Raw genomic sequence first — 15,330 nt, 5'->3', positions numbered from 1 at the left:
ATCTTTTCTATTATATATAAGTTGCTATAAAACAGCTGTTACTTATATGGCTCAAGTGGTTAATAAGCGATGTAAATTCTTAGTGTCTTCGCGGATATCGGCACTCTCTTCTTGCAGCGATTTAATTTTTCGACAAGCGTGCAGCACGGTGGTGTGATCTCTACCACCGAAAGCTTCGCCGATTTCAGGCAAGCTGTGGTTAGTCAACTCTTTAGCTAAGCTCATGGCTACTTGACGCGGCCGCGCAACTGAACGGCTGCGGCGTTTGGAATGCAAATCACTGACTTTAATTTTGTAGTACTCAGCCACAACCCGCTGGATATTATCGATAGACACTTGTTTATCTTGCAGTGCTAATAGATCTTTTAAAGATTCGCGCACTAGCTCGACATCAATAGGCCTACCGGTAAAATTCGCATTGGCAATCACGCGCTTCAATGCACCTTCTAACTCTCGCACATTGGAGCGAATGCGTTGCGCAATAAAAAAGGCAGCGTCGTGGGGCAAGTCTACATGCTGCTGCGTCGCCTTTTTCATTAAGATAGCAACGCGGGTTTCCAGCTCCGGTGGCTCTACTGCCACGGTTAGACCCCAACCGAAGCGCGACTTTAACCTTTCTTCCAAACCATCAATTTCGCGAGGGTAGCGATCACAAGTCAAAATGATCTGTTGGCCGCCTTCTAATAAGGCGTTAAAGGTATGAAAAAACTCTTCCTGCGAGCGCTCTTTGCCGGCGAAAAACTGAATATCATCAATAAGCAGAGCGTCCAATGAGCGGTAATAGCGCTTAAAATCATTGATCGCATTGAGTTGCAGCGCCTTTACCATATCCGCCACAAAGCGCTCTGAGTGCAGATAAAGCACCTTGGCGTTAGGGTTCTTTTCAATTAACGCATTACCCACCGCATGCATTAAATGCGTCTTACCCAAGCCTACGCCACCATAAATAAATAAAGGGTTATAAGCACCACCCGGGTTTTCCGCAATCTGACGAGCCGCGGCCAAACCAAGCTGGTTGGACTTACCTTCAACAAAACGCTGGAAGGTAAATTGGGTATTCAATCTATGTTGATGCTTCAGGCCGCCTTCGACGTCCACATCTCTATCGGCGCGAACCATATCAGAAGAGGTTGGCGCCGAATGGTTGGACACAACCGGCGCAACGGCCATGGGCTTAAAGTCCGGTTCAGGTATGACACGTCTATGCCGGGCTAAAGAGTTGGCGGCGACACCTAACACAACCTTGGTTTCACGCGTGGCGCCAGCTTCTGCAACCAGCTCCACAATGCGCGACATAAATTTGTCAGACACCCAAGATTTTATAAATTGGTTAGGTGCTAAAAGTGAAATTTCATTAGCCAAGGCTTGGCTATCCAACTGCAGAGGCCGTATCCAGGTATTAAACTGTTCTGGCGACAACTCGCTTTGTAAGCTCGTTATGCAATGATTCCAGATAGATTCTGGCAACGGCAATCCCCCCAAACATGTTGGCTTATCATTTCAATTTAGTGATGTGTTCTCTCGCGTCTTGTCGAAGCAATATTATGGCGAACACAAGCCCCAAAAGGATGATCGACTTTTATCTGCAACAACAAGAAAGTGACAGCTTAGGCTGCCCCAGAGCGCGGAAAAACCGCGTCTGATTAGAGCTGCATATTCTAACCTGCAAGCTGAACAACTACCATAGTTATCCACAAGCGAGCGCTTATTTTATGGATTTTTTTAATTATACTTTATATAAATCAATTAGTTACAAAGCAATAGATCACAGAAACGATAATCTACTATTAACAAAAAACTGTTTACAAGTGGACACCATCTTGTTGATAACTCTGTGTATAAAACAGGGAAAAGCCGTAACTAATCTTTGAACTAGTTGCTTATACAAATTTCAACCACAAGATATTGTGGTACACAAAATAGTGAGAAAAATAATCACAAAAGCCCCTAATTATCGACGCTTGTCGATTGCTTTACCGGCAACAATTCTTTAGAATCCGCCCTCTTTTCGCGTTCCGGCAAATTTATTTCGATAAATAAACCAAACGCGTTGATATCCAAGCTCAATATTTGGCAGGTTTTAGTTCCATGAAAAGAACATTTCAGCCCAGCAACCTAAAGCGCGCTCGAGTTCACGGTTTCCGTGCTCGCATGGCTACCAAAGGCGGTCGCAAGGTTCTGGCAGCACGTCGCTCCAAAGGTCGTAAGCAACTGGTAGCTGCTTAATCACCTCTCGAGGTTCTGGGGTGCCCAGTTTTACGTTCAGCAAATCGCTGCGTCTACTGACCCCCAGTGACTTCAAGCCTGTTTTCGATCAGGCAACCTTTCGCGCATCACACCAATATTTTATGTTTTTGGCATCCAGTAACGGGCTATCAGCACCGCGACTCGGGTTAGTTATCGCCAAAAAAAATATCAAGCTTGCCGTTCAGCGCAACCGTATCAAACGACTCGTGCGCGAAGCCTTTCGACATCTGCAACACGAGCTACCCGCTATAGACTGCGTTTTTCTAACCCGTCGCGGTTTGGATCAACTCGATAACGAAACCATAACCAAGCAGCTAGAACAACAACTCAAACGTCTAGCGAAAAAAGCTAAAGAAGCGCCACAGCCATGAAATGGTTGATGGTTAGAATAATCAAAATCTACCGTTTTGTGCTGAGCCCCTGGGTTGGTAACCAATGTCGCTTCCACCCGACCTGCTCCTATTACGCAGAAGAAGCAATAAATAAGCACGGTGTTATAAAAGGGGGTTATTTAATGTTCGCCCGCCTTATAAAATGCCACCCTTGGCACGCGGGTGGTTTTGACCCGGTACCCGATATTCATTCCGATAACGGCAAACAACATGAAAAAAGATTGGACTAAATACCTCTTAATTGCCGGCATGGTGGCAACCGCCCTACTGCTGGTAAAAGAATGGGCCGCGTTTCAAGATGCGAAGAAACCCCAAATTGCCTTAGAGCAAAGCACCACCCTGTCGGCACCCATGGTAACGCTGCCAGAAACCGGCGATGACGAAATCCCAGTAGTTAGCAGCGGCGAGCCAGTTGCAGTGAGCCAGGCATCACAACAGCTCGTTACTATCAGTACTGGCACGGTCATTCTTAAGATCGACACCCAAGGCGGTGATATCGTTTACGCCGCTCTACCTAAGCACCTCGCCAAACTCGGTGAAAAAGACGCTCCTTTTGTACTGCTCAACCAAAACCAAGACCACACCTATGTGGCACAAAGTGGTTTAGTGGGCCAGAACGGCACAGATGCACAAGGCAACCGGCCGGTCTTTAGTGTTAGCAACAATCATGTGGTGTTAGAAGACGGTAAAGACTCAGTGTCCGTTGATTTGGTTTACCAACAAAACGCTGTAACTATCACCAAGCGCTTCACCCTGACCCGCGGCAGCTACTTGGTCGACGTGAGTTACTTGATTAACAACCAATCGGCTGATACTTGGCAAGCCAACCTCTATGGCCAAATAAAAAGAGATTCCCACGTTGTGGCAACCGACGTTGGCATAGGCATGAGTCCTTACCTTGGCGCAGCACTCACATCAACGGAAGAAAAATACCGCAAGGTGGATTTCGAAGATATGGCCGAAGCAACCAAAACGATTAAGGTTGAAGAGTTAGGCGGTTGGGTTGCCATGGTGCAACACTATTTTATCAGCGCCTGGATTCCCAACCCGGAAAGCCAAAATACCTTTACCCTACGCAAATCAAAAAACAGCGATATGTATTTCATGGGGTTCACCACGCCGGCGCTAAAAGTCGCACCGGGAAGTGAAGGCCAAACCTCAGCTTCTTTTTATGTTGGACCGAAAGATGTCTATGCCCTGGAGGAAATATCTCCCTACCTAGACCTGACCGTGGATTACGGCTGGCTTTGGTGGATAGCTAAGCCTTTGTTCCAATTTTTGACCTTTATTTACGGTTTTATTGGTAACTGGGGTTGGTCAATTATTGCATTAACAATTGTTATTAAAGCAATATTCTTCCCGCTATCAGCCGCCAGCTATAAGTCTATGGCAAAAATGCGCAAGCTCGGCCCTTTGATGGCGGATCTAAAAGAGCGCTATGGCGACGATCGGCAAAAGATGTCTGCCGAGCTGATGAAGATGTACAAAAAGGAAAAAGTTAACCCCATGGGTGGCTGTTTACCGGTACTTGTACAGATGCCGGTGTTCATTTCTTTGTACTGGGTTTTGATGGAAAGCGTCGAACTACGCCACACGCCCTTCCTCGGCTGGATTCAGGATCTGTCTGTGCGCGACCCCTATTTCATCTTGCCGGCTATCATGGGTTTAACCATGTTTGTGCAATTTAAACTCAATCCAACACCACCAGATCCGACCCAGGCCAAGGTTATGCAGATGATGCCCTTGTTCATGACATTCATGTTCATGTGGTTCCCAGCCGGTTTGGTCTTGTACTGGGTAGCAAACAATGCCATCTCTATTATTCAACAATACATCATCACTAAACAGATAGAGGCGGCCGATCCCGCCTAATCAACTCCACCAAGGGCGCTCTTAGCGCCCTTTTTTCTAGCCAGCCTTTGCATCACTGTTTTTCCTGCTTCTATATAATGAGCGCTCAACCGACGAGGCGCTCTGATGACTGGCAACCCCAAAACCCATATTGAAAAAGACACCATTGTTGCCATTGCGACAGCGCCCGGTAGAGGCGGCGTTGGCATTATTCGCCTGTCCGGCAAACAGTCTGCCAAGATAGGAGCGCAGCTAACCCACAAAAGTCTAAAACCGAGATACGCCCACTACGGCAACTTTTACGGCGCCGAGGGCAAAATACTCGATCAGGGTATTAGCCTGTTTTTCCCCAACCCACACTCTTTCACCGGTGAAGACGTAGTTGAGCTTCAGGGCCACGGCGGCCCCATAGTGTTGGATTGGATACTCAGCCACTGCATCAGTCTGGGCGCCCGCATAGCCAAGCCAGGTGAATTTTCCGAGCGCGCCTTCCTGAATGACAAAATGGATCTGACCCAGGCCGAAGCCATAGCCGATTTGATTGATGCATCATCAGAGCAGGCCGCTAAAAACGCCTTAAATAGTTTACAAGGCGCATTTTCACGTCGAATTAACGAATTACTCGAATCGCTCACTAACCTGCGCATTTATGTGGAAGCCGCCATCGATTTCCCCGAGGAGGAAATCGACTTTCTATCCGATGGTCATGTAGCGCGCCAACTACAAGCCATCATGAACAACCTCGAATTGGTGGAACAGGAAGCCCAGCAAGGCGTGCTCACAAGAGAAGGCATGACGGTGGTTATCGCTGGAAGACCCAATGCCGGTAAGTCCAGCCTGTTGAATGCGTTAGCTGGTCGGGAGACGGCTATCGTGACGGATATAGAAGGCACCACCAGGGACATCCTGAAAGAACATATACATATCGACGGCATGCCGCTTCATATAATAGATACAGCAGGACTAAGGGATAACCCGGATATCGTTGAAGCAATAGGCATAGAGCGAGCACAACAAGCGATTTTGCAGGCCGATCGCATCCTTATTGTGCAAGATCCGACCCGAGACAAAGCCAACGCAGAAACGCTCGAAACCTTGATACCCACACTAGCACCGCTGCTGGATAAAAATAAAATCACCTATCTACACAACAAAGCGGATTTGCAGGGGCAAAAAACAGGCTGGATCAGTCAGGCACCGGCAACGCTTAGCATCAGCGCAAAAACACAGGCGGGGCTTGAGGAGTTAAGAGATCATTTGAAGCAAGTGATGGGCTTCAACACTAACACAGAGGGGAATTTTACCGCTCGAAGGCGACACCTAGATGCTCTAAATCGCTGCAAACAGCACCTAACCGCTGGTGAACGACAGCTCAATGGCTATGGCGCCGGTGAACTTTTAGCTGAAGATCTACGCGCTGCGCAACATTCGTTGGGCGAAATAACGGGAAATATGAGTGCAGACGAGTTACTTGGGAAAATATTTTCCTCATTTTGTATCGGGAAATGAAAATACTTTCCCGCCAGTATCAGAAAAAACTGCTTTCTTAAGGAGACAAAAACCGTCTCCTTTGACCAAATAACAGCCTAATCAACGGCTTACCCGCAAGTTATTAACACTCATTCACAGGTTTATCCACTAAACTGCTGTTTTAAAACGATTTTACTTCCACAAAATTATTTTCTGTGGATAACTCATGAAGAACCTGCCGTTAAACACTGAGTAAATCGGCTAAATAACCTGAGTGATTTTTGAGCAGTGGATAAGTGCCCATTTCAATCACACGTTAAACGCCTATTACACAAAGTTTTAAGACCCGCTTATACGGGGTTTATACTTTCTATAAGTTACTGTTTTTAAAAGGGAAAAATAGCTTACTCACAGAAAAAGCCGGCACTATATATAACAACAGCTTTAAGTATCTCTATATATATTCCATATATATTATTTATAAAGAATAAATCTTAATTAAATGCGCTAGATGTTTTTTTGAACAATTTCAAAGACAGGCATATAATCGGCGCCCTTTTTCACAATGCTCTGAACACACCATGGATTACCCCACGAAATTCGACGTCATCGTTATTGGCGGTGGACACGCTGGCACAGAAGCTTGTTTGGCCTCTGCGCGCATGGGTATGAAAACCCTATTGCTATCGCACAATGTCGAAACCCTCGGTCAAATGTCTTGTAACCCGGCCATTGGTGGTATCGGAAAAAGCCACTTGGTGAAGGAGATTGATGCCCTGGGTGGTGCCATGGCATTGGCAACGGATAAATCGGGCATCCAGTTTCGCGTGTTGAATGCCCGCAAAGGTCCAGCCGTACGGGCAACCCGGGCCCAGGCCGACAGAATTTTGTACAAAGCAGCCATTCGGTACAGCCTTGAAAACCAACCGAACCTTTGGATATTCCAACAAGCGGCGGACGATCTCATCGTTAAGGGCGACCAGGTTGAGGGCGTAATCACCCAAATGGGGCTGAAGTTCTTCGCTCAGTCGGTGGTGCTAACAGCGGGCACATTTCTCGCGGGTAAAATACACATAGGTTTAGAAAACTACTCGGGCGGTCGCGCTGGCGACCCGCCGGCAATTGCTCTGGCAAGCCGACTGCGCGAACTTCCACTCAGGGTTGAAAGGCTCAAAACCGGAACCCCACCGCGTATCGATGCGCGCTCCGTTGATTTCAGTGGGCTCGAGCCTCAGTGGGGCGACGATCCACGGCCAGTCATGTCGTATATGGGTTCCAGAGCTGATCACCCGGAGCAGCGCTGTTGCTACATCACCTACACCAACGAAAAAACCCACGATATTATTCGTGGCGGGCTCGATCGTTCGCCCATGTACTCAGGTGTGATCAAAGGTGTTGGCCCGCGCTACTGCCCGTCCATCGAAGACAAAATTCATCGCTTCGCTGATAAAGACAAGCACCAAGTGTTTATCGAGCCCGAGGGCTTGACCACACACGAATTGTACCCCAATGGAATTTCAACCAGTTTGCCGTTTGATGTGCAGTTAAATTTAGTGCGCTCTATCGCAGGCTTTGAAAACGCACACATAATTCGCCCCGGCTACGCCATTGAGTACGACTATTTTAATCCGCAAGATTTGAATTACAGTTTCGAAACCAAAGCCATAGCCGGCTTATTTTTTGCCGGCCAGATCAACGGCACCACAGGTTACGAAGAAGCCGGCGTGCAGGGCCTATTGGCTGGTACTAACGCGGCGCTGCGTGCACAAAATAAACCCGCTTGGTGTCCTGGTCGCGAACAAGCTTACCTCGGTGTGTTAGTGGATGACTTGATTACCTTGGGCACGCAAGAGCCCTACCGCATGTTTACCAGCCGCGCCGAATACCGTTTAGTGTTGCGTGAAGACAACGCCGATTTGCGTCTTACTGAAATGGGCCGCGAGTTAGGCTTGGTGAACGATGCGCGCTGGCAGGCGTTTAATGAAAAACGCGAAGCTATCACCTTAGAGCAGCAGCGTTTGAAAGAAACTTGGGTGCAAGCTGGCAGTGAGCAAGCGAAAAAAATTGAGCAAAAAATTGCCTCGCCGCTAACGCGAGAATATAGCCTACACGATTTATTAAAAAGGCCTGAGCTTGTGTATGCAGACATCGCACAGGTTTCCGATGCTAAATTGGATGAAGCTGTTTCAGAACAAGTGGAAATTTCAATCAAATACGCTGGCTATATTGATAGGCAACAAGAAGATATCGATCGCCTGCGCAGCAACGAGGCTATGTTGTTGCCGGATAATTTAGATTATGCCGCGGTTGACGGTTTATCCAATGAGGTTCGACAAAAGTTGTCGGAAGCCAAGCCGCAAACGCTGGCTCGCGCCGCGCGAATTCCAGGTGTAACGCCGGCTGCGGTTTCTCTCCTAATGATCTATTTAAAAAAGCGCGGATTGTTAAAAAAACCAAGCAGTGCAGCGGTTTAGGAAAATTCACACCATGGATTCGAGTGTACTATTTTCAGATCAGCTAGAGCGTGGTTTAGCTAAAATTCATTTGTCTGCGACCGTGTTTCAGCAACAGCAATTGGTTCGCTACTTAGTTTTATTTGAAAAGTGGAATAAGGCTTATAACCTATCAGCGATTCGCGATAGAGAGGAAATGGTTTCTAGGCATTTACTCGATAGTTTAGTAGTGCAACCCTTTGTTAAAGGTGACCGCATCATTGATGTGGGAACCGGTGGCGGCCTGCCCGGTATCCCCTTGGCAATTATGAACCCAGAAAAACACTACACTTTGCTCGATAGTAACGGTAAAAAAACCCGTTTTCTTTTTCAGGTAAAAACTGAATTAGCGTTAGGTAACGTTCAGATAGCGAACACCCGTGTAGAAAATTTTAAACCAACGCCTTTATTTGATGGCGTTATTAGCCGTGCCTTTGCAAGTATCGAAGATATGATAAAAGGTTGTGAGCCTTTACTCAGCGACAATGGCCGCTTCTGGGCTATGAAAGGTGTATACCCTGAAACAGAGTTGAGCGTTTTGGCAAAACACTATACTGTCGAAGCCAGTCATTCCCTCGACGTGCCCGGTTGCGATGGGGAAAGGCATTTACTCGAAATCTCCCGTGCGCGCCGACCCGTTTGATAATAAGGATAAAACCGTGAGTAAGATCTACGCGATAACGAATCAAAAAGGCGGAGTTGGAAAAACAACTACCTGCGTAAATTTGGCTGCCTCTTTAGTGGCGACAAAAAAAAAGGTGTTACTGGTAGATCTCGACCCGCAGGGCAATGCGACCATGGGTTCCGGCATCGATAAAAACGAATTAGAAGAATCGATTTACGATGTGCTCTTAGGCGAGTCAAAGCTCTTGGATGTTATCCAGTATTCCGAGTCAGGTGGCTACGATGTGCTACCGGCGAACGGTGACCTAACCGCTGCCGAAGTTAGATTACTATCCATCGACAACAAAGAGCAGCGCTTAAAAATAGCACTGAAGCCAGTTACAGGCCGTTACGATTACGTGTTGATAGACTGTCCGCCGTCGTTAAATATGTTAACCGTGAATGCCTTGACCGCCTGCCAGGGCGTGATAATTCCCATGCAGTGTGAATACTATGCACTGGAAGGTTTATCAGCCTTGGTAGAAACTATTAATCAAATTACCGAAGTGCTGAACCCAGAACTGGTAATTGAGGGGATTTTGCGCACCATGCACGATCCACGCAACAGCTTAACTGTGGATGTGTCTGCGCAGTTAACCGAATATTTTGGTGAAAAATTATATCGCACCTGCATTCCACGCAATGTTCGATTAGCGGAAGCGCCCTCTTTCGGCCAGCCTGTGTTGGCCTACGACAACCAGTCTAAAGGTGCGATTGCTTATCTCGCACTAGCCGGTGAAATGCTGCGCAGAAACGAAGCACATCAAAAACAAGCCGTGCCACAAGCGCAGTGATAAAAATTTAAAGGAAAATATCGAATGGCAGCTAAGAAAAGAGGTTTGGGGCGAGGTTTGGATGCACTTTTGGGTGCAGGCAAACCCGCGGTTACCGCCGCCGATGGTGATAAACCCGAACAGGCTGCTTACGTCGATGGAAAGCTCGCGGAAATACCGGTTGAATTTATTCAGCGCGGTAAATATCAGCCCCGCCGCGATATGCATTCCGAAGCGCTTGAAGAGTTGGCTGCGTCCATCAAAGCCCAGGGTGTGATGCAACCCATCGTTGTGCGCCCCATCGGTGATAGAACCACTGGCCAACAGCAATACGAAATTATTGCGGGTGAGCGCCGTTGGCGCGCCACTCAAATTGCCGGGCTGGATAAAATTCCCGCGGTTATTCGCGACGTGCCGGATGAAGCGGCCATTGCCATGGCGCTTATTGAAAATATTCAACGCGAAGATCTCAACCCTGTCGAAGAGGCCGTGGCGCTGAAGCGTTTGCAGGATGAGTTTGATTTAACCCATCAGGAAGTGGCCGATGCGGTGGGCAAGTCGCGCACTACGGTCACTAATTTGTTGCGACTAATCGCCTTAACAGACGACGTCAAAATCATGCTCGAGCACGGTGATTTGGAGATGGGTCATGCTCGCTGCCTATTGACGCTGGACGACATAGATCAGCGCGAAGTGGCTCGGCAGGTGGTGGCTAAGGGCTTTTCCGTGCGCCAGACCGAAGCGCTAGTTCGAAAGTTGCAACAGGATCAAACCAAAGCTGTTCCAGCCGAGTCCAACAGTGCCGATATTCGCAAACTCGAAGAGGGCTTAGCCGAGCATGTTGGGGTGCCGGTGCAAGTCCAGCAAACTGCGAAGGGTAAGGGTAAGTTAGTTTTGTCTTACAACAGTTTGGATGAATTAGATGGGATATTGGCCCATTTGAGGTACAAATCAGACAATTAATACTTACCTTAATCGGGTAAATGGGCCACTCAAGCTGGTTGAATGCACCCACCTTTAAACCTATAATGCGCGACGCCCCGTGTGCCGTCCTTTGGTGCGCGCAGGCTGATCTGGTGCAAAATGGTCGAAAAACGAGCTGCGAACAACATTACGCTAAACGTAAGAGCAGCAAGTATTAACAAGCCTCCGATAATATTGTGGCTGGGAATTGAACTGGTGTTTCTTACATTGGTTGTGGCAGGCGCTTGGTTTTTGCAAACTCTCGTCTTGCCTGCTCAGGCTTACATAGCGGTGTCTTGCCTTTTGGGTGGACTGGTTGCCATTATCCCCCACGCCTATTTTGCCGGTTTAGCTTGGCGCTATACAGGTGCACGCGCTGCCCCATGGATGGTCAAAGCCTTCTATCGGGGTGAAAGCGGTAAATTTATTCTGACATTGGTGGGTTTTGGGTTGATCTTTACGTCCCCGCTACCGGTGCAAGCTGTCGCTGTATTTGTATCTTATGTGTTGCTACTGGCCCTCCAGATAGGCTTAGCCGCTAAGTGCACAGGCGCACAGTAACCCAGTTTTTTTACATTTTATGAGGTGCTTGAGACATTATGGCAAGCGAAGGAATCACAGCAACGGGTTATATCCAACACCACTTGCAAAACATGGCTTACGGGAAGTTACCCGCTGGTTATGAGCGCATTAACGCCGATGGTAGCGTTTCGGTGTTGGAACAAGATGTTTGGACTTTGGCGCATAGCTCACAGGAAGCTGTGGATATGGGGTTTTGGGCCATCCACCTAGATTCTATGGGTTGGTCTATCGCATTGGGCTTAGTATTTTCATTACTATTTTACCGGGTAGCGGCAAAGGCTTCCGCTGGTGTGCCCTCTGGTATGCAAAGTTTGATTGAGTTGATTGTTGAGTTTATTAACAAAACAGTCAGCGACACCTTCCATTATAAAAACAGCATGGTTGCCCCAATGGCGTTGACCATTTTTGTTTGGGTTTTCTTCATGAACCTAATGGATTTAATCCCCGTAGATTGGCTGCCAGTGGCAGCGGCCTCTATCTCTGGTAACGATCATCTGTTCTTTAAAGTGGTTCCTACCACAGACCCCAATATCACCTTGGGTATGGCGTTGGCAGTGTTTTGCTTAATGATCGCTCTAAGTATCAAAGAAAAAGGGTTTCTGGGGTTCGTGAAAGAGCTGACGCTGCACCCTTTCCACGCCGGCAAATGGTATATCGATATCCTACTTATACCGATCAACTTCCTATTGGAAACCATCGCTCTCGTATCTAAACCAGTGTCTTTAGGCTTGCGTCTATTTGGAAATATGTACGCTGGTGAAATGATCTTTATTCTTATTGCCCTAATGTTTGGTGCCGGCTTTGTTCTAGGTTTATTTGCTGGTGTGCTTCAGTGGGGTTGGGCTGTTTTCCATATTTTGGTTATTACAATCCAGGCTTTCGTGTTTATGGTGTTGACCGTTGTTTACATGGCAATGGCACACAACACTGGCGAAGATCACTAATTCTATTTTGCTTTAACGGTTTAATTTTTACTTCTTGTTAATATTGGAGATATAACTATGTCAGCTTCACTCGTATATTTCGCCGCGGCTTTCTTGATTGGTTTTGCTGCGCTAGGTACCGCAATTGGCTTCGCCATTTTAGGTGGAAAGTTAATTGAAGGCGCTGCCCGTCAACCAGAGCAAGGCCCACAGTTGCAAACCAAAATGTTCCTAATGGCTGGTTTGCTAGATGCGGTACCTATGATCGGTGTTGGTATTGGCATGTACTTGATTTTCGTTGTTGCGCCAAGCCTGGCAGTAGCAGCCTAAGTTCACCTTTTTGCCTTTTAACCACTCACTAAAGAGCAAGAGGTGTTAGTGTGAATATTAATCTAACCCTAATAGGTCAATCGGTTACCTTCTTGGTATTCGTTTGGTTCTGTTGGAAATTTGTTTGGCCGGCGCTTTTGGGCGTTATGGTTGAGCGAGAAAATAAAATTGCCAATGGGTTGCAGGCTGCAGAGCGTGCCGACAAAGATTTAGAACTCGCGCAAAAGAAAGCCACAGATCAACTGAAGGAAGCCAAAGCACAAGCGGCTGCCATCATTGAACAGGCTAACAAGCGCGGCGTTCAAATTGTTGAAGAAGCGAAAGAACAAGCGCGCGCCGAAGGCGATCGTTTGAAAGCTTCCGCTCAGGCAGAAATCGTGCAGGAAACTAACCGTGCCAAAGAGGCTCTGCGTTTGCAGGTAGCAACTTTAGCACTGGCCGGTGCTTCCAAGGTGTTGGGTTCGTCAGTAGACGCTGCCAAGCATACGGATCTGCTTAATCAATTGGCGCAAGAGCTGTAAGCGAGGATTCCATGGCTGAATTGACCACCCTGGCCCGACCTTACGCCAAAGCCGCGTTCGAATACGCACTGGCAGCAAAAGATCTTGCTGGCTGGTCTGTGTCGTTGAAAACGGCTGCTGCCGTTGCTCAGCAAAAGGTAATGCAGCAGGTCTTAAGCTTGCCGTCTTACACTGCAGATCAAAAAGCCCAGATTTTTGTCGATGTTTGCGGTGATCAGCTTAGCGCCAAGGGCCAAAACTTTATTAAGAACCTGGCCGCGAATAAGCGTCTTGCATTGTTGCCGCACATAGCGGTGATTTTTGAGCAGCTTAAAGCAGCACAGGAAAAAACCATCGATGTGGAAGTGGTATCAGCTTTTACCCTTTCCGCCGACCTTCAAGAGAAATTGGCGAACGCACTGAGTAAAAAACTCAGTTGTGATGTGCGTGTCCAGGCTAGCGTAGATGAAAGTTTAATTGGCGGTGCGGTAATTCGCGCTGGCGATACCATCATAGATGGTTCTTTACGCGGTCGACTGGCCAAGCTCGCCGAAGCGATGAACGCCTAACTCTTATAGGATTGAGGACAATAGCATGCAGCAACTGAATCCTTCGGAAATCAGTGAAATTATCAAGCAGCGCATCGATAACCTCGATGTGTCTACTGAAGCCCAAAATGAGGGCACCATTGTTTCCGTATCCGACGGCATTATCCGTATTCACGGGTTGGCCGGCGTTATGTACGGTGAAATGATTGAATTTGATGGCGGCCGCTTCGGTATGGCCCTTAACCTCGAGCAAGACTCTGTCGGCGCCGTGGTTTTAGGTGATACCCAAGGTTTAGCGGAAGGTCAAAAGGTTCGTTGTACTGGCCGCATTTTGGAAGTGCCCGTGGGCAACGGTCTTTTAGGTCGCGTTGTTGACGCCTTGGGTAACCCCATTGACGGCAAAGGCGCCCTCGCTACGACCGAAACTGACGCGATTGAAAAAATTGCACCGGGTGTAATTGCTCGTCAATCGGTTGATCAGCCAGTGCAAATTGGTTTGAAAGCCATCGACGCCATGGTGCCAATCGGCCGCGGTCAGCGCGAGTTGATCATCGGTGACCGTCAAACCGGTAAAACAGCCATCGCCGTTGATGCCATCATCAACCAAAAAGGCACTGGCATTAAGTGTGTTTATGTAGCGATTGGCCAGAAGGCCTCTTCGGTAGCGGCGGTTGTCCGTCGTTTAGAAGAGCACGGCGCTATGGATCACACCATCGTTATCGCAGCGACAGCCTCTGACCCAGCGGCTATGCAATTTTTGGCGCCTTTCGCCGGTTGCACCATGGGTGAGTACTTCCGCGATCGCGGTGAAGATGCCTTGATTATTTATGACGATTTGACCAAGCAAGCTTGGGCTTACCGTCAGATTTCGTTGCTATTACGTCGTCCACCAGGCCGTGAAGCCTACCCAGGTGATGTGTTCTATTTGCACTCGCGTCTGCTCGAGCGCGCCTCGCGTGTAAACGCCGACTACGTAGAAGCATTCACCAAGGGTGAAGTGAAGGGTAAGACCGGTTCGTTAACCGCTCTGCCGATTATTGAAACCCAAGCTGGCGACGTATCTGCCTTCGTACCAACCAACGTAATTTCGATTACCGATGGCCAGATCTTCCTCGATACCAACCTGTTCAACGCCGGTGTACGTCCAGCTATGAACGCCGGTATTTCGGTATCCCGTGTAGGTGGTGCAGCGCAAACTAAGATCATTAAGAAATTGTCCGGTGGTATTCGTACCTCTTTGGCACAGTATCGCGAACTGGCTGCTTTCTCCCAGTTTGCCTCTGACCTTGATGAAGCGACCAAAGCGCAGCTCGATAACGGTGAACGCGTAACAGAATTGATGAAGCAAAAGCAGTATCAACCACTGAAAGTGGCTGAGCTGGGCGTTGTGGTTTACGCCGCCAACGAAGGCTTCCTTAAAGATGTTGAAGTAGCCAAGATCGGTGCCTTCGAAAGTGCCCTGCTTTCTTATATGAACGCTGAACACAGCGATCTGATGAAGAAAGTTAACGCCAGCGGTGATTACAACGATGAAATCGCTGCGACGTTGAAAGGTGCATTGGAAAAATTCAAGGCAACCCAAACCTGGTAATTGGC

The 15,330-nt window shown here is 48.0% G+C and carries 16 protein-coding genes; 15 read left to right on the top strand and 1 reads right to left on the bottom strand.

Annotation, left to right across the window (positions count from 1 at the left end):
• Positions 1-51: 51 nt before the first annotated feature.
• Positions 52-1,467 (bottom strand): chromosomal replication initiator protein DnaA, encoded by a 1,416-nt coding sequence (gene dnaA, locus QWY82_RS04170; protein WP_290260191.1) that lies wholly within the window; start codon positions 1,465-1,467, stop codon positions 52-54.
• A 621-nt stretch (positions 1,468-2,088) separates the two neighbouring features.
• Between dnaA and rpmH the strand changes: the two genes are divergently transcribed.
• From rpmH to atpA, 15 genes are all read left to right on the top strand, one after another.
• The gene (gene rpmH, locus QWY82_RS04165) at positions 2,089-2,226 is read left to right on the top strand and encodes a 50S ribosomal protein L34 (protein WP_290260190.1); all 138 of its coding nucleotides are present in this window, start codon (positions 2,089-2,091) and stop codon (positions 2,224-2,226) included.
• Positions 2,227-2,246: 20 nt separating this feature from the next.
• Positions 2,247-2,618 (top strand): ribonuclease P protein component, encoded by a 372-nt coding sequence (gene rnpA, locus QWY82_RS04160; RefSeq protein ID WP_290260189.1) that lies wholly within the window; start codon positions 2,247-2,249, stop codon positions 2,616-2,618.
• Positions 2,615-2,869 carry a membrane protein insertion efficiency factor YidD gene (gene yidD / locus QWY82_RS04155; RefSeq protein WP_290260188.1) on the top strand — a complete coding sequence of 85 codons (255 nt, stop codon included), beginning with the start codon at positions 2,615-2,617 and terminating at the stop codon, positions 2,867-2,869. Before rnpA ends, yidD begins: the two co-directional genes overlap by 4 nt.
• Positions 2,850-4,511: a membrane protein insertase YidC gene (gene yidC / locus QWY82_RS04150; RefSeq protein ID WP_290260187.1), complete on the top strand. Its 1,662-nt coding sequence runs from the start codon at positions 2,850-2,852 to the stop codon at positions 4,509-4,511. Before yidD ends, yidC begins: the two co-directional genes overlap by 20 nt.
• Before the next feature lie 105 nt (positions 4,512-4,616).
• A complete protein-coding gene (gene mnmE, locus QWY82_RS04145; protein WP_290260186.1) occupies positions 4,617-5,999 on the top strand; it encodes a tRNA uridine-5-carboxymethylaminomethyl(34) synthesis GTPase MnmE in 1,383 nt (460 codons plus the stop codon).
• 542 nt (positions 6,000-6,541) lie between these two features.
• Entirely contained in the window at positions 6,542-8,434 is a 1,893-nt protein-coding gene (gene mnmG, locus QWY82_RS04140; RefSeq protein ID WP_290260184.1) for a tRNA uridine-5-carboxymethylaminomethyl(34) synthesis enzyme MnmG, read from the top strand.
• 13 nt (positions 8,435-8,447) lie between these two features.
• Positions 8,448-9,095, top strand: a complete 648-nt coding sequence (gene rsmG / locus QWY82_RS04135) for a 16S rRNA (guanine(527)-N(7))-methyltransferase RsmG (protein WP_290260182.1) — start codon at positions 8,448-8,450, stop codon at positions 9,093-9,095.
• Between the two features lie 16 nt (positions 9,096-9,111).
• Complete coding sequence (locus QWY82_RS04130) at positions 9,112-9,909, top strand: ParA family protein (protein ID WP_290260181.1); 798 nt, start codon at positions 9,112-9,114, stop codon at positions 9,907-9,909.
• 24 nt (positions 9,910-9,933) lie between these two features.
• The gene (locus QWY82_RS04125; RefSeq protein ID WP_290260179.1) at positions 9,934-10,851 is read left to right on the top strand and encodes a ParB/RepB/Spo0J family partition protein; all 918 of its coding nucleotides are present in this window, start codon (positions 9,934-9,936) and stop codon (positions 10,849-10,851) included.
• A gap of 120 nt (positions 10,852-10,971) precedes the next feature.
• The gene (locus tag QWY82_RS04120; RefSeq protein ID WP_290260177.1) at positions 10,972-11,412 is read left to right on the top strand and encodes an ATP synthase subunit I; all 441 of its coding nucleotides are present in this window, start codon (positions 10,972-10,974) and stop codon (positions 11,410-11,412) included.
• 38 nt (positions 11,413-11,450) lie between these two features.
• Entirely contained in the window at positions 11,451-12,377 is a 927-nt protein-coding gene (gene atpB, locus QWY82_RS04115) for a F0F1 ATP synthase subunit A (RefSeq protein WP_290260175.1), read from the top strand.
• Positions 12,378-12,434: 57 nt separating this feature from the next.
• On the top strand, positions 12,435-12,686 hold the full coding sequence (gene atpE, locus QWY82_RS04110; protein ID WP_380736105.1) for a F0F1 ATP synthase subunit C: 252 nt from the start codon (positions 12,435-12,437) through the stop codon (positions 12,684-12,686).
• A gap of 50 nt (positions 12,687-12,736) precedes the next feature.
• Entirely contained in the window at positions 12,737-13,207 is a 471-nt protein-coding gene (locus QWY82_RS04105; protein WP_290260173.1) for a F0F1 ATP synthase subunit B, read from the top strand.
• 11 nt (positions 13,208-13,218) lie between these two features.
• Complete coding sequence (locus QWY82_RS04100) at positions 13,219-13,755, top strand: F0F1 ATP synthase subunit delta (RefSeq protein ID WP_290260171.1); 537 nt, start codon at positions 13,219-13,221, stop codon at positions 13,753-13,755.
• A 25-nt stretch (positions 13,756-13,780) separates the two neighbouring features.
• Positions 13,781-15,325: a F0F1 ATP synthase subunit alpha gene (atpA, locus tag QWY82_RS04095; RefSeq protein ID WP_290260169.1), complete on the top strand. Its 1,545-nt coding sequence runs from the start codon at positions 13,781-13,783 to the stop codon at positions 15,323-15,325.
• The last annotated feature ends 5 nt before the right edge of the window (positions 15,326-15,330 follow it).

This window comes from Simiduia curdlanivorans (assembly GCF_030409605.1).
GTDB lineage: Bacteria > Pseudomonadota > Gammaproteobacteria > Pseudomonadales > Cellvibrionaceae > Simiduia > Simiduia curdlanivorans.
Note: the sequence above shows the minus strand (reverse complement) of the source record. Positions and strands in the feature narration are given on the sequence as shown.

Coding starts and splice junctions, on each gene's coding strand:
- QWY82_RS04125 (WP_290260179.1), top strand. CDS start 9,934: ATGGCAGCTAAGAAAAGAGGTTTGGGGCGAGGTTTGGATGCACTTTTG.
- atpE (WP_380736105.1), top strand. CDS start 12,435: ATGTCAGCTTCACTCGTATATTTCGCCGCGGCTTTCTTGATTGGTTTT.
- mnmG (WP_290260184.1), top strand. CDS start 6,542: ATGGATTACCCCACGAAATTCGACGTCATCGTTATTGGCGGTGGACAC.
- yidD (WP_290260188.1), top strand. CDS start 2,615: ATGAAATGGTTGATGGTTAGAATAATCAAAATCTACCGTTTTGTGCTG.
- mnmE (WP_290260186.1), top strand. CDS start 4,617: ATGACTGGCAACCCCAAAACCCATATTGAAAAAGACACCATTGTTGCC.
- rsmG (WP_290260182.1), top strand. CDS start 8,448: ATGGATTCGAGTGTACTATTTTCAGATCAGCTAGAGCGTGGTTTAGCT.
- atpA (WP_290260169.1), top strand. CDS start 13,781: ATGCAGCAACTGAATCCTTCGGAAATCAGTGAAATTATCAAGCAGCGC.
- QWY82_RS04100 (WP_290260171.1), top strand. CDS start 13,219: ATGGCTGAATTGACCACCCTGGCCCGACCTTACGCCAAAGCCGCGTTC.
- yidC (WP_290260187.1), top strand. CDS start 2,850: ATGAAAAAAGATTGGACTAAATACCTCTTAATTGCCGGCATGGTGGCA.
- QWY82_RS04120 (WP_290260177.1), top strand. CDS start 10,972: ATGGTCGAAAAACGAGCTGCGAACAACATTACGCTAAACGTAAGAGCA.
- atpB (WP_290260175.1), top strand. CDS start 11,451: ATGGCAAGCGAAGGAATCACAGCAACGGGTTATATCCAACACCACTTG.
- rpmH (WP_290260190.1), top strand. CDS start 2,089: ATGAAAAGAACATTTCAGCCCAGCAACCTAAAGCGCGCTCGAGTTCAC.